An 18,234-nucleotide genomic window follows, 5' to 3' on the forward strand; every position below is an offset into this window, starting at 1 on the left:
CGACTGGGCTACGAACGTGTGCTCGCGGGCCGGGCCGGTCGTTTCGGGACGTCACGTGACGCGGTGGGGTCGCCGCGCGAGCGCGGCGACCCCCGACGTCGATCAATACTTGCGGTTCGGCAGAACCTCCTTGGCCTGCGTCTGCGTGAAGGTGGTCTCCTCGGTCTCGATCCGGGCCGGCACCTCCTGGCCAGTGTGGACCTTCTTGGCGAGGTCCATCAACTGTGGGCCGAGCAGCGGGCTGCACTCGGCGATGAAGTTGAACTTGCCGTCGGCGAGCGCCTGCATGCCGTCCTTCACGGCGTCGACCGTGATGATGGTGATGTCCTTGCCGGGCACCTTGCCGGCCGCGGTGATCGCCTCCAGGGCGCCCAGGCCCATGTCGTCGTTGTGCGCGAACAGCACGTCGATCTTCGGGTTGGCCTTGAGGAACTGCTCCATGACCTGCTTGCCGCCAGCCCGGGTGAAGTCGCCCGTCTGGGAGGCGACGATCTTCAGGTTGGGGTTGGTGGCGATCGCCTCGGCGAAGCCCTTCTTGCGGTCGTTCGCCGGTGCCGAGCCGGTTGTCCCCTGCAACTCGACGATGTTCACCGGCCCCGTCGCCGACTTCTGGTTGTCCACCAGCCACTCCCCCGCCAGCCGGCCCTCCTTGACGAAGTCGGAGCCCAGGAAGGTCTTGTACAGGGACTTGTCGGCGGAGTCGACCGAGCGGTCGGTCAGGATCACCGGGATCTTGGCGTCCTTGGCCTCCTTGAGCACCGTGTCCCAACCGGACTCCACCACCGGCGAGAAGGCGATGACGTCGACCTTCTGCTGGATGTAGTTACGGATCGCCTTGATCTGGTTTTCCTGCTTCTGTTGGGCGTCGTCGAACTTCAGGTCGATGCCCGCGGCGGAGGCCGAATCCTTGATCGAGGTGGTGTTGGCGGTACGCCAGCCGCTCTCCGCACCGACCTGGGAGAAGCCGAGCGTGATCTTGCCGTCGTCGGCGGCGCCGCCGGTGTCGCTGTTGCCGCAGGCCACCAGACTGCCGGCGAGCAGCACGGTGGCGAGGACCGCGGCGACGCGCCGTTGAGCTGCGGGCGTTCGCGTCTTTCTCATCGGATCTCCTTCGCTGGTGGGGTGGGTGCGCGCCGACGGCGTCCGGAGTGGCCGGTGGTTCGTCAGGAACCCGCCGATGTGCTCGGTTGGTTACGTCCACCTCCGCCGATGACATCGTCAGTGTTAACGCTCACATCCAGAACCGTCAAGACGTCGATCCATCCCGTCGTGGTAGATCGGCCGCGCCCGCCGGGTTTCAGCCCGCGGGCTTGCGGTTGTAGAGCGACCTGGCCCAGAAGAAGCAGAGGACGGTGATGACGGCGCACCAGGCGACGGCGAGGATCCCGTTGGTGCCGATCCCGGTGCCGAGGAGCAGCCCGCGGAGGGTTTCCATCACGGGCGTGAAGGGCTGGTAGTCGGCGAACCACCGTACCGGCGTCGGCATGGAGTCGGTGGGGACGAACCCGCTGCCGAGGAACGGCAGGAGAACCAGCGGCATGGGCAGGTTGCTCGCCGTCTCGACGCTCCTGGTGACCAGGCCGAGGGCCACCGACAGCCAGGTGAGCGCAACAGTGATCATGACAAGGACGCCGATTGCGGCGAGCCATTCGATCGGGTTGGCGGTGGGCCGGAATCCGACGAGCAGGGCCACTCCGGTGACGGCCGACAGGCCGAGCAGCGTCTGGATCAGGCTGCCCAGGACGTGGGCGGTGAGGATCGAGGGATGGAAGATCGCCATGGTGCGGAAGCGGGCGACGATGCCCTCGGTCATGTCCATGGCGACCGAGATGGCGGTGCCCTGTGCCGCGCTGGTCACGGTGATGAGCAGGATGCCGGGGGTGACGTAGTTGGCGTAGTCGGCGCGGTCGCCGGTGGGCCCGAGGCCGGCGCCGAGCGTGCCACCGAAGACGTAGACGAAGACCAACAGGAGGATGACCGGGATGCCGACGAGCATGAGCGTCATCGACGGGTAGCGCCGCATGTGCAGGAGGTTGCGCCGCAGCATCGTGCTCGAGTCGCGGACGGCGAGGGTGAGAGTGGTCATCGCGCGATGGCCCTTTCGGTGTCGGGTTGGCCGGTGAGGGCGAGGAAGACGTCGTCGAGATCGGGGGTGTGCACGGCGAGACCGGCGACACTCACCGAGGCGCGGTCGAGCTGGTCGAGCAGGGAGCGCAACGACCCGACCCCGCCGTCGCTCGGCACCTGCAGGGTGAGCGCCGCGTCGTCGCGGGTGGCTGCCGCGAGCGCGCGGGCGGCGGAGTCGAGCTCCGCCAGGTCGGCGAACTGCACCACGACGTGACCACCGGGGATGAGCCGCTTGAGCTCGTGCGGGGTGCCCTCGGCGATCAGGCGGCCGTGGTCGAGGAACGCGACCCGGTCGGCGAGTTGATCGGCCTCCTCCAGGTATTGGGTGGTCAGGAGGACGGTGACGCCGCCGGCGACGAGGTCGCGGATGATCTGCCACATGGCGCGGCGGCTGCGTGGGTCGAGACCGGTCGTCGGCTCGTCGAGGAAGATGACGCGGGGTTCACCGACCAGCGTCATCGCGAGGTCGAGGCGCCGACGCATGCCCCCGGAGTACGTCGCCACCGGCCTGCGCGCAGCCTCCGTCAGGTCGAACCGGTCGAGCAGCTCGGCGGTGCGTCGTCGGCCGGCCGCTCTGTCCAGGTGGCACAGGTCGGCCATCAGGCTCAGGTTCTCCTGGCCGGTGATCAGATTGTCGACGGCGGAGAACTGGCCGGTGACGCCGATCAGCTCGCGTACCGCGGCGGGTTCCCGGGTGAGGTCGTGGCCGGCGATGCGGGCCTGGCCGCTGTCGGCGGCTATCAGAGTGGACAGGATCTGCACGGTGGTGGTCTTGCCGGCACCATTGGGGCCGAGCAACGCGAAGATCGTCCCCTCGGCGATCTCCAGGTCGATGGTGTCGAGCACCACCTTGTCGCCGTAGGACTTGCGCAGGCCGGTGGCGATGATCGCGGGCCGGAACGGGCTGGTCATGGTCTCCTCGATTCGTGGACGTGGTGGCCGTACGCCGTCGGTCAGGCGCGGCGGATCAGGATGTCGCCGTAGGACGTGCTGGCCCGTACCTCGACCGTCTCGTCGGTCGGCGGCGGGCCGTCGGACGTCTCGAGCGCGTTGTGCACCCGGCCGTGGCGGGAACCGACGTCCAGCCACGCTGCGGTTCCACGCCGGATCCCGACCTCGATGCCGCCGTACGAGGTGTCCACCGCGATCACCCCTCGTGCGACCTCGCCCAGCCGCACGTTGCCGTAGGCGGTGCGGGCCGTCACCGAGGCCGCCGTCCGGTCGACGGTGATGTCGCCGTAGGCGGTGTTGACCCGTACCTCGCCGGTGCTCTGGCCGATCCAGCAGTCGCCGGAGGAATTCTTGATCTCCGCCGTGCCGTCGACCGCGCCCAGTCGCACCTTGCCGGAGGACGCCCGCACCCGCACCGGACCCTGGACAGCCTCCACCGCGACCTCGCCGTGGCTGGTGTCGATGTCCAACGGGCCGGTCCGGTCGAGCCGGATCGCGCCGCCGGTCTTGAAACGGCACTGCCCGAGCTGCCCCTCACAGCGGAACGCCGCCCACGACGCCTCGGCGTGTACCCGCGAGCCGGTCGGCACCTCGATCAGGATGTCGACCGAAGGCCCGGAGCCGAACAGGCTGTAGCGACGCCAGGTCTTTGGCGCCCGGATCAGCAGTTGACCGGCGGCGTACTCGACCGTGGTCTGCTCCGCGGCGCTCACGTCGGCCCTGCTCGACGGGTCACGGGGCCGCATCTGCACCACCGTGTCCGTGCGGTCGGTCGCGGCGATCCAGACGTCCCCGACGGGAAGATCGACCTGGACGGTGATCGGTTCTGGTGTGGCGAAAACAGGCATGGCGGTCTCCCGGGATGTGGTCTGCGGGTGGGCGGGGAAAAGACGAGGGAGTACGGGGGTCAGCGCGCCCAGCCGGTGACGTGCCGACCGGACCGCGGCTCCGGCCGGCCCGGGCGACGATCCGACCCGCCCGCCCCGATCGCGCCGGCGACGGCTCGCACCAGCCAGGCGTTGACCGACAGGCCGGTCTTTCCGGCGGCCCGCTCGACGCTGGTCTTCAGGTGGTCGGGGAGGCGGAGGTTGATCCGTGAGGTGCCTCCGTCGTCGCCCTCGGGTGTGACGATCGGTGCCGGCACCGTGGTCGAAGCGGTGTCCCCGCCCGGGTGGTCGGCCGGAGGGCTGGCAGGTGTGACGGCGAACTCTGGCTCCCGCCCGCGTAGCCGCACGTGCACCGACCCGGGGGCGAGTTCGCGGGTGATCTCGTCGGCCGCGTCGGACAGCGCGTCGAGCAGGGTGAGGCGGGTCGCGGCCTCCAGTTGGGGAAAGAGCCGGTCGGCCAGCGCCCGGCCGTCCGGGTCGGCGCTCTGGGCGGCCACGGCGAACTCGTTGCGGAGGCTCTCCACGTACGACCTCAAATCCATGACACCATCATGGCACCATTTTGGCTCACCGTGCAACACCATCCGGCTCACGATGATGCCATCGTGGAAACCATGGTCAGCCCCGGCGGCCCCCGATGGGCGACGTCAGCTCACCGAACACCCGCCGGACCAGGCTGTTCGCGTCTTCCTGGTCCAATCCGGTGGCCACCAACAGGTCGCTGACGGTCGTCCGGACCTGTGCGACGACGACGGCGCCGGAGAAGCCCACCCCCTGCCGGTAGGCGTCGCCCGCCCTGCAGACCGCCCGCAGCGCCTTGTCCCGCGCGTCCCTGGGTTCGTTGCCGGCGGCGAACTGCCGCTTCAACAGCCGGACCGCCTCGGCGAGACCGGCGACCGCCGTCGGCAGCGACTCCGGAATGGGTTCGCCGTCCTCGATCAGGGTCACCGTCCGGCGGATCAACGTGCCGCTGTTGCGCATCGCCCGGTCGATCGGCTCCGCCGCCTGCGCGTACCGGCTCACCGGCCCATGCCGCTCATGCCAGTGCAGGGGCGACAGGGTGCTGGCCTCCCGCGCACCCTGGGTCGCCTCGACCAGGGCCTTCAACTCGTCCTTGTTCTGCCGCAGTTCGACCATGGCCGTACGCGCCGGAGCGGCGTCGCGGCGGACCAGCGCGCCAGCGGCGGCGTCGAGCTGGGCGCTGAGCAGGTCCAGCGCCGGCCGCGCGGCCCGGTTGAGCACCCGCAGCGGGTTCAACGGCAGCAGCACCGCGGTGACCAGCAGCGCCGCCGCTCCCCCCACCAGGGCGTCCACGAACCGGGGGATCTCCAGGTCACGCACGGATGGACTGAGCGTGGCGATGAGCACCGCCGTGGCCCCGGCCTGGACCACCACCGCCGCACTACCGGCGAGCAGCACGGCGACGACGATCGCCAGCACGACCATCAGGGCGAGCTGCCACCACCCGGTGTCGATCACGGCGAGCAGCAGGTCACCGATCACCACCCCGACGGTGACACCGATGATCAGCTCGACGGTACGGCGCAGGCGTTGGCCCACCGACGCGGCCAGGGTCGACACCGCGGAGATCGGCGCGAACACCGGTTGCGAGACGTGCAGCACCTGGTGCACCACCAGCCAGGACAGCGCCGCGGCCAGCCCGGCCTGCACGGCGAGCCCCCCGAAGGCGCGTACCCGATGCGACCGGTCGCGCAGAGCAGCCACCGCACGGCCGCGGAGCCGGGCGGCGGTCCCCGCCAGACCGGCGTGGGCGGTGCCATCGGCCCGGCTCGGCGCGCCCCCGTCCGACCCGTGCCGACCGGCATCGACCATGGCGGCACCTACCCCGCCGTGCCCGGATCAATCCTGGCCGGCCCGAGCCGGTGTGCCAGCGGTCGGCCGCCCCGGTCGCCGGGCCGCACGTGGCGACATTGCGCCGATTGCGCCGTCTCAGGCGGGGTAGACCGCCGTCTGCCACGTCGGTGGCGGGCCGTCCTCGGCTGGACGCGTGGCAGGGGCTGCCGGAACGCCTCGGGGGGGCGATGTCGGACGGATCAGCGCGGTTGAGCGGGCCAGGCAGCTCCGGCGGCGTCGTGGAGTTGCGGGTGCACGGGGTCTCCAGCGCGAGCGCCGAGCAGGTGTTGGACCTGCACCAGACAGCGCAGGTCGCGGGAGACCGCAGCGGGGGCTTCTACCGGCTCCGCCCGCAGGGGTCCGACACCAGCGGTGTACGCGGGGTGACGATCGAGGCGTACCGCTGGGGTGATCTGCCCTCCGGGACCGTGACCCGCACTGTGGCACTGGTCTTCCTGCTGCCGTTCATGCTGGCCAACGTGGCGATCTGGATGCGCCCGGCGAACCGTGGCTCGGAGGCGGTGGTCACGTCCCTGTGCCGGGTGCTGGCGCTCACGCTCACCGCGCTGTACGTGCTCGCCGTCGCCGGCGTCGCCCTGGACCTGATCGCCTGGAAGTGCATGGGGTCGCCCCGCTGCCTGGCCGGGCGCAGCTGGCTGTCCTGGCTGGGAGGGCAGCCCACCGGGCTGCGGCTGGCGGTCCTCGCGCTTGTCCCGGCCACCGCCATCGGCCTGCTCTGGCGGCTCAGCACCCGGCCGGGGAGGACCTTCGAGGCGTTTCGTGCACCCGAGCGGGAGGTCTCCGGTCAGCCGCTCAGCGCGGTCGGTCAGTGGGACGCCGAGCCGCTGGTGGGCCGGCTGCGCTCCATCCACGTCGCGGCGGCGCTCGCCACGCTGAACGTTCCCCTGCTCGCCGCCCGAGCCGCAACCGGTGTCTCCGCCGGCACGTTCGCGCTGGCCGTGGTCACCGGGACGGTCCTGGCCGCGTGCGTGCTCCTGCTCTGCACTCCCCCGCTGATCGACCGGGCCGCGACCCAGCGACGGCTCGACGCGATCACCAGCACGCTGCGGACGACAGCCGTCATCCTGACCGTGGTGGTCGTGGCCCACCTGCTGGCCGACCCGGCACCCTGGGCGACGAGGGCCGGCCTGCCCGGCTACGAGGCGATCCTGGCCTGCCTCTTCGTCGTCCAGACGGCGCTGCTGGTGGCCCTGGGCGTGGTGCTGCTCCTGCGTCGCAACCGACGGCGGGACGTCACCCCGATGTTCGGGCTGGGAACGCTGGTGATGGTGGCCGTCGCGATCAGCCTGGCGGTCGCGTACTCCGCCGAACTGGTCTACCGGGTGGCGGACCTCCTGGACCGCGACGCGCCCACCGGGCAGGCCCTGGCCGCGGGGCCGCCCCGGGCGTACACCTGGGCGATCTTCGGCTTCTTCCGGAGCGTGGTGATCACCTTGATCGCCGCGGGCCTGGTCATCCTGATCTCCCGCCGCGGCCGGTACCGTGCTGCGGCGGCGATCGTGGCACGTGACCACCCGGATGCGCCCGCCGCGGCCGGCCCCCGCCTGCGACAGGTACGGCAGGCGGTGGCGCGCGCCCTGTTCACCGAGCGACTGGTGCCGTTGGCCGTGGTCTACGGCTGCCTCGCCGGGCTCGGCACGGCCACCACCACCATCGGCCTGCTGGGGCTGTTTCCGAGCGACGTCGTGGAGGGTTTCCTCGGCATTCCGGCCGACGTGGTCACCTTCGGCATCGCGTTCGGCAGCTGGGTGATCGCGGCCATCATCCTCGGTCTGATCCTCGGCGGGATCTTCGCCTACCGGACCATCCCGTTCCGACGGCACGTCGGCGTCCTCTGGGACCTGGGCACCTTCTGGCCCCGGGCCGCCCACCCGTTCGCGCCGCCCTGCTACGCCGAACGGGCCGTGCCGGAGCTGGCCCGGCGAGTCACGTACCTGGTCTCACGTGGCGACGCGGTGCTGCTCACCGGGCACAGCCACGGCTCGGTCCTGGTCGCCGCGACGGTGCTCCAGTTGCCACCGCAGGTCAGCAGCCGGGTCGCCCTGCTCACCGGCGGGGCACCGCTGCGCCGGCTGTACGGGCGGCTCTTCCCCGCCTACCTCAACGACGCGGTACTGCGCGAGGTCGGAGGCCGGGTCGGCTGGCGGTGGGTGAACCTGTGGCGCGACACCGACGCGATCGGCGGTTGGATCTTTTCCGGCCACCGGCCGGGTGAGCCGGCGACCGTCGATGGCCCGGCGGCGGACGTGGACCAGCGACTGCGAGATCCCTGCGGTGTGGTGACCCCGCCCGGTGACAGCGTCCCGCCACCGATTCAGGCGCACTCGCCGTGCGAGTCCGACGAGCGGTTCACCCGCGCGGCTCGGGAGCTGGTGGAACGTCTCGGCCGGCCGACGGATCCGACCGGCGGCGCGCCGTAGCGCGCCCCGGGCGTCCCACCGGTGATTGCGTACGACGTGCAGGATGGGTGACGGCCTGCCAACGCGTCCGGAGGTCGCCATGGCGACGGTGTCCCACCCGGTGTTCGCCCGGGTCTACGAGCGGCTCAGTGTGGCCATGGACCGCTCCGGCATGGTCGAGTTCCGACGGAGTCTGGTCGCCGGCCTGTCCGGCCGGGTGATCGAGATCGGCGCGGGCAATGGCCGCATGTTTCCCCACTACCCACCGGGGGTGACCGAGGTCGTCGCGGTCGAGCCGGAACGACGCCTGCGTGCCGCCGCCGTCAGGGCGGCGTCGAGGGCGCCGGTGCCGGTCACGGTCGTCGACGGTCTGGCCGAGGCACTGCCCGTCGGGCAGGGCGAGTTCGATGCGGCCGTGGTCGCCTTGGTGTTGTGCACAGTGCCCGACCAGCCGGGTGCCCTCACCGAGGTCGGCCGGGTGCTGCGTCCCGGCGGCCAGTTGCGTTTCTTCGAGCACGTCGCGGTCGAGGAACCCAGCGGCATGCGTCGGGTCCAACAGCTGCTCGACGCGACACTGTGGCCGAAGCTGTTCGGCGGTTGCCACATCGGCCGCGACACCGTCGCCGCCATCGCGGGGGCCGGATTCGCCATCGAGGAGCTGCGCCGCTTCAGGTTTCCCGCCAGCAGCAACGGCCCGTCCTCGCCCTGTGTCCTGGGTCGCGCGATCAGACCGGCCCCGCCGAGTCTTCGATGAGAAACAGCAGCCGCCGGCTGACCTGACCGAAGATGTGAAGACCGGCCTCTACCACCAGGCATTTTTACTTATTGTTCTATTTCGGTCCCATGAGCACACCCTACGTGATGTGGTGGTCACCGCATTTGTCTGCGCCACACAGGCGGCTCTGCGCAGGAAGCGGCTCGCGAGACGCCTCCTGCGAGTAGTGCCCACGGAGGGGTGTTTCTGTGACAGCTAAACCCAATTCTCGTCTACGCAGGACGGCTCTGCCGGCACTGGCGGCTTCCGCGGCCGTCGCTGCGGCAGTCAGCCTGCTGCTCTTCAACTCGACCGCGGCCAACGCGCAGGAAGCACCGGTGAACCTGGGGACGGCGGCCGACTTCTCCGTCCTCGCCGGGGCCGAGCCCACCAACACCGGCCCCAGCTTCCTGGCCCAGAGTCTCGGGCGGTTCCCGGGAAACACCGCGGCGGGCTTCGGCACGGCAACCATCGGCGGCGAGGTCCACCTCGGTGACGCGGTCGCCCTGCAGGCCCAGAGCGATTTGACCATCGCCTTCAACGACGCCGCCGGTCGAACCCCGTTCACCAACCTCCCCGCGGAGCTCGGCGGCAACACGCTCAACGCCGGCGTGTACCGGATCGGGGCCGCGCAGCTGACCGGGACGTTGACGCTCAACGGCCAGGGCGACCCGTCGGCCGTCTTCATCTTCCAGGTCGACTCCTCGCTGACGACGGCGTCGAACAGCAGCGTCGTCCTGATAAACGGCGCGTCGTCCTGCAACGTGTTCTGGAAGATCGGCAGCTCGGCGACGATCGGCACGGGCACCAGCTTCGTGGGTTCCATCCTGGCGCAGGCCTCGATCACGCTGGCCACGGGTGCGACGCTCCAGGGCCGCGCGCTGGCGAGAACAGCCGCCGTGACGCTCGACACGAACGTCATCACCGCACCTCTGTGCGCAGGCCCGAGCGGCCCACCCGGGCCGTCCGGCCCCGCCGGACCATCCGGCCCCGCCGGACCATCCGGCCCCGCCGGACCATCCGGCCCCGCCGGACCATCCGGCCCCGCCGGACCATCCGGCCCCGCCGGACCATCCGGCCCCGCCGGTAGTCCCGGCGCGCCTGGGAGCCCCGGCGCCCCCGGAGCCCCTGGTAGCCCCGGAGCGCCCGGTAGCCCCGGAGCGCCCGGCAGCCCCGGAGCGCCCGGCAGCCCCGGAGCGCCCGGCAGCCCCGGTGCTCCTGGCAGCCCGGGAAGCAGGTCCCCGATCCTGCCGGTGACCGGTAGCGGTCCGGTCCCGGCAATGGCGGGCATGGGAAGTGTGTTGGTCGCCCTGGGCGGGATCGCGTTCTTCCTCGCGCGGCGTCGAAGCCAGGAGTCCTGACTGGTGGGCCCGGTCGACGTTCTGTCGGCCGGGCCCGCTCCGGGTGCGACACCCCGTCCACGAGGACGGTCATCTGCGCATCGACAGCACCGGCGGCACAGATGGCGAACGAAACTCGCTTGCCGGGATGCGGTGGGCTCCACCAGAGTGGCGCCCATGACGTACTGACGGACAACACCCCTCTGCTCCGAGCCCCGGCGGCGTCGCCCCGGGGCCGTGATGCCGTCCGTTCCCACGTCTGCGCGAGAAGCGAGCATCCTTGTCCCAGCACCACTCCCGTCGGGAGCCGCTGCCCCGATCGACCCCTGCCAGCGTCACCGTTTTCGCCTCCCCGGCGAGCTGGGTCGAGTCCGACGCCCTTGCGCAGTGCCAGCAGGTGGCCGCTCTCGAGGGCATGATCCACGTCGCCGCCATGCCCGACCTGCATCCGGGCAAGGGCGCACCCATCGGCGCCGCCATGGCGTCGACCGTGTTGTACCCGTTCCTGGTGGGCTCCGATATCGGCTGCGGCATCGCCGTGTTCCCCGTCCGGCTCAAGCGCGCCGTACCCGAGAGGCTCGCCGCCCGGTTTCCCGACCTCGACCGCGCGCTGGACCCCGCGCTGGACGCCGACGACCCGGCGTGGGCCGTCGTGTCGGACGACATCCCCGCCGGTCACCTGGAGGGCCTCGGGACCGTCGGCCGGGGTAACCACTTCGTGGAGCTCGCGCGCGTGCGGACCGTCCTCGACCCGGGCCACGCGCGCCGGCTCGGGCTTGACGCCGGCGACCTCGTCCTCATCGTCCACAGTGGGTCCCGGGGTCTGGGTGAGCGCATCCTGCGCGAGCACACCGCTGCCCACGGCGCCGGCCCCGCCCCCGATCCGGAGGCCTACCTGGCGGCGCATGACGACGCCGTGCGGTGGGGGTCGCTCAACCGCCGGCTGATGGCCGCCCGCGTCGCGCACGCTCTCGGGGCCGAGCCCACCGCACCGATCGTCGACCAGTGCCACAACCTGGTCGAGGTTCGCGACGGGGTCTACCTGCACCGCAAGGGCGCCGCGCCCGGAGACGGCCGCGACGTCCTCATCGCGGGTACGCGAGGTACGGCTTCGTACCTCGTGGCCGCGCACGCCGGCCCGGACGCCAACCACTCGGTGGCGCATGGCGCGGGCCGCAAGATGTCCCGCGCCGACGCCCTGCGCCGGGGGCGGGCCAAACACACGGTGGAGGAGCTGCGTCGCACGTCGGTGGGTTCGGTGGTGGTGTGCGGCGACCGTCAACTGCTCTTCGAGGAGGCGCCCACGGCGTACAAGCGCATCGAGCAGGTGATCAGCGACCTGGTCGACCACGATCTGGCCACTCCGGTGGCCGCCACCACCCCGCTGGTCACGTACAAGACGCCCGACCTGGGGTCCGTGCCTCGACCGGACCGCCGCGACCAGCGCCGTGGGCGGGGCCGGCCGTGAGTGTTCTGCTGTTGTTGTCGGCGGGGCGTGGTCCGCGGGAGTGCGCCTGGGCGCTGACCCACCTGTTGGGCCGTCTGGAGGACGACGCCCGCCGGCAACGCCTGACGACCCAGCGGGTCCAGGCTCTGCCGGGTGACCGTCCCGACACCCACCGATCGGTCCTGATCCAGATCCGCGGTGCCGGCGCCGAGGCGTTCGCCGCCTCGTGGACCGGCACCCTGTGCTGGCAGGCCCCCAGCCCCTACCGGTCGGGCACCGGCCGGAAGAACTGGTACGTCACCGCCCAACCTCCCCCGCTCGACGCCGCGCCGACGAGGTTCGTGGAGGCGGATGTGGAGATCGTCGCCTGCCGTACCGGTGGGCCCGGCGGTCAGCACCGCAACAAGGCCAGCACGGCGGTCCGGGCGACCCACCGGCCGTCCGGCATGGTCGTGGTGGTGGACGACGAGCGGCAGTTCAGCCTGAACCGTCGCATCGCTCTGCAGCTGTTGCGGCAACGTATCGAGCACGGCGACGAGGCGGCCCGACGGGCCGTCACCACCGCCCGCTGGCGGATCCACGACGAGGTGGTCCGCGGCGACCCCACCCGTGTCGAACGTCCCGAACCGTCCGACCGCGACCCGGTCCCTCATCGGCGTCCGCACCCGCGACGGTGACAGGTCGACGAGCGGTGCGGCCCGTCGCATTTTGCAGCGGAACCGCCGTGGGCGGGCCGGAATCCACGGCCCGCCCACGACGGCTCTGTCATTCCCGGGTCATCGCGCGGCGGTGACCGTGAAGGGCAGCGGAACCCGCGTCGTCGACGTGGCGCCCACCAGCGTGATGGTGGCCGAGCCGGCCTTCGCCGCCCCCGGAACGCTGACGGTCGCACCGGAGACGACGCCGTCACCGTTGGCACGAACGGTGCTGACCGCGAGGCCGCCACCGAAGGTGATCGTGACCGCCTCGTTCGGAGCGAACCCGGAACCGTCGACCGTGATCGAGGTGCCGCGAGGTCCCGCCGTGGTGGTCAACGCTGCCGCCGGTTGGTACGTCGGCGCCTCCCGCTGCTCGACCACCTGGACGGTGGCCGTCGCCGGAGTGCGCGACGACGCGCCGGTGGCGGTGACGGAGTACCGGCCGGGCTGCGCGTCACCGGACGTCGCCACCGAGGCTCGTACCGCTCCCGCCGCCGTCGCCGCGACCTTCATGGTGCGGGCCGGGCTGGTGCCGACAGTGACGGTGACCTGCTCGCCGGCAGCGAACCCGCTGCCGTCGACGGTGATCGTGTCACCGGTGGTGGCGGACGCGGACACCGCGATCGCCGGCTGGCGGCGGGCACCCGCGACGGTCACGGTGAACGTGACGGTGCTGCTGGACAGCGTGTCCCACGTGGTGACGTGCACCGTGTAGGTGCCGGCCCGCGCGTAGGTGTGCTGGCCGCTCATCGCACCGGCCTCGCCGACCGGAACGTCGGCGGGAACCGTGCCGTCACCCCACTGGACGCGGGCACGGTAGCCCGTGGCGCCGGGGACGCCGCCGCGCACCGAGCCGAGTGCCGCCGCGAGGACCTGGCCGGCGTTCACCGTCTGGTCCTTCGGCGCGACGGTCGCCAGCGCGGGGGCGGGCGTGCCGTCGTCGGCGATGGCGAACACGTGGATCCTGCCCTCCGAGCCGGGGTTGCCGGTCTGCGTCGGAAGGGTCACCGAGACGAGCGTCTTACCCGCCGGAATCTGGTAGGGCGCGGTGGCGAACAGGAACGGCTGCGCGCCGTCCCGGCTCGTACCGAGAAGCCGGTACGCGGACCTGGCGACGACGATGTTGCCGTAGGACGGCGTGCCGTTGGCGTTGCCGCCCAGCGTCCAGTCACTCATCTGGATCGGGATGCTGGTGGTGCTGCCGTCGCTGAACGTCGCGGTGCCGGTGGTGCTCTGGTTGCCCTGGGTGCCGGCGCCGATGAACGAGACGCTCCGGGCGTCGGCCGGCAGGCTGAGAACCACCGTCCTGCCGTTGCCCGTGGCACTGTCCGGCTGGCCCGCCGGGATGACCGGCAGCGTGAAGTTCAGCGCCGTTCCGGGCACCTGCTGCCGCTGGCCCTGGGTCACGCCGGCCGCGGTGAGGGCGGCACGCGAGTACGCCCACGACTTGGCGTCGCAGTTCGCCGCGACGGCGCCCTCGTCGCCGACGCAGACGGTGTCGAATGCCGCGGTGAGCCCGGAGCTCGGCGCGTAGGCCACGTCCACGCCGACCGTCACCGCGCTCTGGCCGGTGCCGTCGGTCACCGTGACGCTCGCCTGGTGGTGACCCGGTATCGCGTAGGTGTGTGACCCGCTGACGCTGTAGACGGCCCGCGAGCTCAACGTCAGGGTGCCGTCGGTGACCTCGGAGCCGTCACCCCAGTCGATCGTGGCCCGGTAGTCGCTCGCGGCGCCCCCGGTCACGGTCGCCAGCGGCACCGACACGGGTACGCCGGACGTCGCGTGCACGCTGCCCGCGGCGGTCACCGTGATGTCGCCGCCACCCAGCTCGAGGTCGCCACCGGCGAGCAACTCGATCTCGGCGAGGTTCGTCTGCGCGGCGCCGACGGTCTTGGTCACGACGAGTCGGAACTGCCGGTACCGGCCCGGGTCGCTGATCGCGAACGGGCGGGTCTGGCTACGCCACGGAAACACCTCGTCCCTGCGGGAGTCGACGGTGCTCCAGGTGATGCCGTCGTTGGAACCCTGTAGCCGCCAGGCCGCGGGATCGCCAGCGGCCGCACCGGAGGTGATGGTGTAGTACTTCGGTTTCTGCTTACCACCACCGAAGGCCCAGCTGACCTGCGGCGTCGCGGTGGAGAACGTCAGCTGCGTGGTCGACGAGTCGTCGAACAGCTTCGACGCGTCCTGCCCGTCAGCGGCGGTCGCGGTGCCGAGACCCGGGCCGGTGGTGTCCTGCAGCGGCTTGGGCGCCTCGTCACCCTTGGTCAGTGACGGCGGCGCGTCGTTCTTGCCGCTACCCCAGGACGACGGGTTGGAGCCCATCTCGAAGTCGATGGTGCCGCCCTTGGCGAGCGCCGACACGTCGAGGGACACCTCACGCTGCTTCTTACCGTTGACCTTGACGCTCTGCACGTAGACGTTCTTCGTGCTGTTGTTCGGCGCGTTGACGACGATGTCGCCGCTCGTGCGGTGGACCGTCATCCTGGTGAACTGCGGCGAGCCGATGGCCCAGTGCTCCGAACCGGCCTGCAGCGGATAGATGCCCAGGGAGCTGAGGACGTACCACGACGACATCTCGCCGTTGTCCTCGTCGCCCAGGTAGCCCTGGCCGATCTCGCTGCCGACGTAGAGGCGCTGCAGGATCTCGCGCACGAGCGCCTGCGTTTTGGACGGCGCGCCGGCGACGTCGTACATGTACGGGATGTGGTGCGACGGCTGGTTGCTCATGCCGAGCTGACCCATCCGTACCGCCTGCGCTTCGAGCATCTCGTGGATCGTGCCGCCGTACCCGCCGGGACGGTCGGCCTTCTCCGGGGTGGAGAAGAAGCGGTCGAGCTTGTCCCGCAGCGCCTTCTGTCCGCCGTACAGGTTGACCAGCCCCTGGCCGTCCTGCTGCGCGGTGAACGCGAAGTTCCACCCGTTGGTCTCGGTGTAGACGCCACCCCAGTCCAGCGGGTCACCGGCGAGGAAGTTGCCGGCGGCGTCGCGGCCCTGGAAGAGCTTCGACGTCGGGTCGAAGAGGTGGACGTAGTTGCGGGCCCGCTCCAGGAAGTACCGCGACTCCTCCTTGAGTCGCCCGCGCTCCGACTTCGGCGTGGCGGGGTCCTTGGCGAGGGCCGCGCCCATGTTGCCGATGCCGTAGTCGTTGATGAAGCCCTCCAGCGCCCACGACACCGACTCGCCGGTCGAGGTGGGCGTGTAGCCGAGGAACAACGAGCTCTCGATGCCCTTGCGGCCGACCGCGCTGCGCCCGGACGCGACGGTGGCGTCCTTGACCGCCGCGTCGTACGCCGCCAGCGGGTCGGGCAGCTTGACCCCGGTGAGGTACGCCTGGGCCAGTGCCACGTTGGCGCTGGTGCCGGTCATCAGGTCGGCGTAGCCGGGCGACGACCAGCGGGCGATCCAGCCGCCGTCACGGTAGTGCTGGACGAACCCGTCCGAGATCCTGGCCGCGACGTCCGGGTACAGCAGCGCGTAGGCGGGCCACACGGTGCGGTAGGTGTCCCAGAAGCCGTTGTTGACGTAGATCTGCCCGTCGACGATCTTCGCGCCGGTGTGGGTGGCGGTCGACGTGCCGGTCGGCGCCGACACCGGGCTCGCGTACTGCCAGCGGGGCGCGGCGGCGGTGCCGGTGTTCTCCGACTGCGAGTTCGGGTACAGGTTGAGCCGGTACAGGTTCGAGTACATCGTCACCAGCTGCGCCTCGGTGGCGCCGCGTACCTCCACCCGGCCGAGCCGGTCCTTCCAGGCCGCGGTGGCGGCGGCGTGGACCTGGTCGAAGCTCTTACCGGTGACCTCCAGGCCGAGGTTGCGGTGGGCCTGGTCGACCGAGAGGAACGAGGTCGCGATGCGCATCGTCACCTGACGGTTCGCGACGACGTCGAAGCTGGCGGACGTCGCGGAGGACGCCGTCGGCGCGCGGTCGAAGGCACCGGCAACGAACATGCGGGTACGACCGGCCGACAGTCCGCTTCCGTTGTCGACCCAGCCGGTGAACGTGCCGTCCGCACCGATGGCGAACGTTCCGTTGTGGAAGACGAGGCTTCCGGTCGCCTGCCCGGCCGGGAAGGTGAACCGCAGGATTCCGGCGTGGTCGGTCGGCGCCACCTCCGCGGTCAGACCGTTCTGCAGGGCGACGCGGTAGAGGTCCGGCTGCGCCGTCTCGTCGTCGTGGCTGAAGGCGAGCGCCCGGCTGGCCGGCGGCCCGGTCAGTGGCCCGTCGCCCGCCACCGGCATGACCGACATCTGGTTGCGGTCACCCATCCACGGGCTGGGCTCGTGGGAGATCGCCAGACCCTGCAACGTGGGCAGGTTGGCCTCGTTGTTGACCCGGTGGTACTGGTACTCCCACGAGTCCGAGGTGGCGTCCGTGACCGGCGTGAAGAAGTTGAAGCCGTTGGGCACCGAGGTGATCGGCAGGTTGTTGCCGCGGGAGAACCCGCTCGTCGAGTTGGTGCCACGCCGGGTGTCGACGTAGTTGGTCAGCCGTGTGCCGTCGATCGATGCCGGCGAACCCGTCACCTGGACGTCGTCGAGCCAGCCCTGGAACCGGGTCTGCCCGGTGGCCTGCGGGTTGTCGTAGGCGAGCAGGATCCGGTCGATCGTCTTGCCGCGCGCGACGGTGCCGAGGTCGGTCTGCACCGCGTTCCACTGATCGGCGTAGAGCACCTTCGACGCGCCCTGTCCGGCGGCGGTGAGGGCGAAGCCGTGCTGGTCGACCGGGGAGCGCCCGCTCAGGTAGCTGCCGTCGGTGAAGTGCAGGTCGACCGCCGCGTACGTGGACGGGTACTGGCCGTCCTTTCCGGTGAACTCGGGAAAGATCTTGTAGGACAGTCGGGTCTTCGGGCCCACCGGGATGTCGACGTCGAACAGTTTGTTGGTCGCGTACGAGCGGCCGTCGCCTTCGGCGCCACCGGAGTAGCGCAGCGCGGCCAGCCCGGTGAAACCGACGCCCGGCTTCGTGGTGTAGCCGCCGTCCGGACCGGCACCGACGTCGCTCACCATGGGGGTGGCCGGCGGCCTGACGTTCGACCCGTCGCTGATGTTCCAGTCGGCGAGCTGGACCAGGGAGTCACCGGAGTTCGCGGTGACGCTGAGCCGGTAGTAGCCGTAGGCGGTCGTGTTGGCGAAGCTGTAGATCTTGGTGGCGAACCGTCCGCTGAACGTCTCACCGGCCCGCCTGTCGAGGTCGGTCCAGCTGCTGCCGTCGTTCGAGCCCTGCACGACGAAGTCCCTGGGGTCGCGGGTCGGCGCGTCGTCCGCTGAGGTGAGCGAGTATTTCGCCACCGCCGCGGGCTGTGCCAGCCGGTAGGTCACCCAGCCGGTCGAGGCGAAGACCAGCCACTTCGTCGCCGGATCGTCGTCCTTGAGGTTGGCGGCGACCTCGTTCGGCGGGTACTCGGCGCTCGCGGTCACCGCCTCGACACGGTCGAGCAGGCTGCCCGGCAGCGTGGTGGCCGTTCCGCTGAGGTTCGCCTGGACGGGCTTTCCGCTCGGGCCGACCTCCACAGTGCTGCCGGCGGGTCGCGGGTCGGCGGACTCGAACGAGGAGCCGAAGGTGCCGGGCGGTGGCGTGGTGGGCGCGGCTTCGGCCAGGGGTGCGGCGACGAGCAGCCCGACCGGGAGCAGGACCGCGGTTGTCGCGGCGAGCAGACGTGGGGAGCGCGCGAAGGGGGAATACGACATAGGGCAGGGCCTTTCGCCTCGAACCAGGTCGAGTACGTGGAACGTTCGGGCAGGGTGGTGGTGTCGGT

The 18,234-nt window shown here is 71.1% G+C and carries 12 protein-coding genes; 5 read left to right on the forward strand and 7 right to left on the reverse strand.

Annotated features, from left to right (window positions below; all coding sequences use genetic code 11):
- Nucleotides 1–102 precede the first annotated feature (102 nt).
- The 6 genes from ACLJN9_RS15965 to ACLJN9_RS15990 all read right to left on the reverse strand — a co-directional run bounded on the left by ACLJN9_RS15965 (nt 103) and on the right by ACLJN9_RS15990 (nt 5,798).
- A complete protein-coding gene (locus ACLJN9_RS15965) occupies nt 103–1,101 on the reverse strand; it encodes an ABC transporter substrate-binding protein (RefSeq protein ID WP_410812125.1) in 999 nt (332 codons plus the stop codon).
- 196 nt (nt 1,102–1,297) lie between these two features.
- On the reverse strand, nt 1,298–2,086 hold the full coding sequence (locus ACLJN9_RS15970; protein ID WP_410812126.1) for an ABC transporter permease: 789 nt from the start codon (nt 2,084–2,086) through the stop codon (nt 1,298–1,300).
- Nucleotides 2,083–3,039: an ATP-binding cassette domain-containing protein gene (locus tag ACLJN9_RS15975; protein WP_410812127.1), complete on the reverse strand. Its 957-nt coding sequence runs from the start codon at nt 3,037–3,039 to the stop codon at nt 2,083–2,085. The genes ACLJN9_RS15970 and ACLJN9_RS15975 overlap by 4 nt, the downstream gene beginning before the upstream one ends.
- Nucleotides 3,040–3,080: 41 nt before the next feature.
- Nucleotides 3,081–3,926, reverse strand: coding sequence for a DUF4097 family beta strand repeat-containing protein (locus tag ACLJN9_RS15980; protein WP_410812128.1), 846 nt, complete (start codon nt 3,924–3,926; stop codon nt 3,081–3,083).
- A 59-nt stretch (nt 3,927–3,985) separates the two neighbouring features.
- Nucleotides 3,986–4,507, reverse strand: a complete 522-nt coding sequence (locus ACLJN9_RS15985) for a hypothetical protein (protein WP_410812129.1) — start codon at nt 4,505–4,507, stop codon at nt 3,986–3,988.
- Nucleotides 4,508–4,583: 76 nt separating this feature from the next.
- Complete coding sequence (locus ACLJN9_RS15990; RefSeq protein WP_410812130.1) at nt 4,584–5,798, reverse strand: FUSC family protein; 1,215 nt, start codon at nt 5,796–5,798, stop codon at nt 4,584–4,586.
- A 230-nt stretch (nt 5,799–6,028) separates the two neighbouring features.
- Here ACLJN9_RS15990 and ACLJN9_RS15995 point away from each other — a divergent pair, with 230 nt between their 5' ends.
- The 5 genes from ACLJN9_RS15995 (at nt 6,029) to prfH (ending at nt 12,457) form a co-directional block, all read left to right on the forward strand.
- On the forward strand, nt 6,029–8,260 hold the full coding sequence (locus tag ACLJN9_RS15995) for a hypothetical protein (RefSeq protein WP_410812131.1): 2,232 nt from the start codon (nt 6,029–6,031) through the stop codon (nt 8,258–8,260).
- Nucleotides 8,261–8,339: 79 nt separating this feature from the next.
- Complete coding sequence (locus ACLJN9_RS16000) at nt 8,340–8,993, forward strand: class I SAM-dependent methyltransferase (protein WP_410812132.1); 654 nt, start codon at nt 8,340–8,342, stop codon at nt 8,991–8,993.
- 209 nt (nt 8,994–9,202) lie between these two features.
- On the forward strand, nt 9,203–10,354 hold the full coding sequence (locus ACLJN9_RS16005; protein ID WP_410812133.1) for an ice-binding family protein: 1,152 nt from the start codon (nt 9,203–9,205) through the stop codon (nt 10,352–10,354).
- A gap of 259 nt (nt 10,355–10,613) precedes the next feature.
- Nucleotides 10,614–11,801 (forward strand): RNA ligase RtcB family protein, encoded by a 1,188-nt coding sequence (locus ACLJN9_RS16010; RefSeq protein ID WP_410812134.1) that lies wholly within the window; start codon nt 10,614–10,616, stop codon nt 11,799–11,801.
- The gene (gene prfH, locus ACLJN9_RS16015) at nt 11,798–12,457 is read left to right on the forward strand and encodes a peptide chain release factor H (RefSeq protein ID WP_410812135.1); all 660 of its coding nucleotides are present in this window, start codon (nt 11,798–11,800) and stop codon (nt 12,455–12,457) included. The genes ACLJN9_RS16010 and prfH overlap by 4 nt, the downstream gene beginning before the upstream one ends.
- Before the next feature lie 99 nt (nt 12,458–12,556).
- Here the strand turns inward: prfH and ACLJN9_RS16020 are convergent, their stop codons facing one another.
- The gene (locus ACLJN9_RS16020) at nt 12,557–18,166 is read right to left on the reverse strand and encodes a GH92 family glycosyl hydrolase (RefSeq protein ID WP_410812136.1); all 5,610 of its coding nucleotides are present in this window, start codon (nt 18,164–18,166) and stop codon (nt 12,557–12,559) included.
- Nucleotides 18,167–18,234: the final 68 nt, after the last annotated feature.

This window comes from Micromonospora sp. 067-2, assembly GCF_046549295.1.
GTDB lineage: Bacteria > Actinomycetota > Actinomycetes > Mycobacteriales > Micromonosporaceae > Micromonospora.

Coding starts and splice junctions, on each gene's coding strand:
- ACLJN9_RS15965 (WP_410812125.1), bottom strand. CDS start 1,101: ATGAGAAAGACGCGAACGCCCGCAGCTCAACGGCGCGTCGCCGCGGTC.
- ACLJN9_RS15970 (WP_410812126.1), bottom strand. CDS start 2,086: ATGACCACTCTCACCCTCGCCGTCCGCGACTCGAGCACGATGCTGCGG.
- ACLJN9_RS15975 (WP_410812127.1), bottom strand. CDS start 3,039: ATGACCAGCCCGTTCCGGCCCGCGATCATCGCCACCGGCCTGCGCAAG.
- ACLJN9_RS15980 (WP_410812128.1), bottom strand. CDS start 3,926: ATGCCTGTTTTCGCCACACCAGAACCGATCACCGTCCAGGTCGATCTT.
- ACLJN9_RS15985 (WP_410812129.1), bottom strand. CDS start 4,507: ATGGATTTGAGGTCGTACGTGGAGAGCCTCCGCAACGAGTTCGCCGTG.
- ACLJN9_RS15990 (WP_410812130.1), bottom strand. CDS start 5,798: ATGGTCGATGCCGGTCGGCACGGGTCGGACGGGGGCGCGCCGAGCCGG.
- ACLJN9_RS16000 (WP_410812132.1), top strand. CDS start 8,340: ATGGCGACGGTGTCCCACCCGGTGTTCGCCCGGGTCTACGAGCGGCTC.
- ACLJN9_RS16020 (WP_410812136.1), bottom strand. CDS start 18,166: ATGTCGTATTCCCCCTTCGCGCGCTCCCCACGTCTGCTCGCCGCGACA.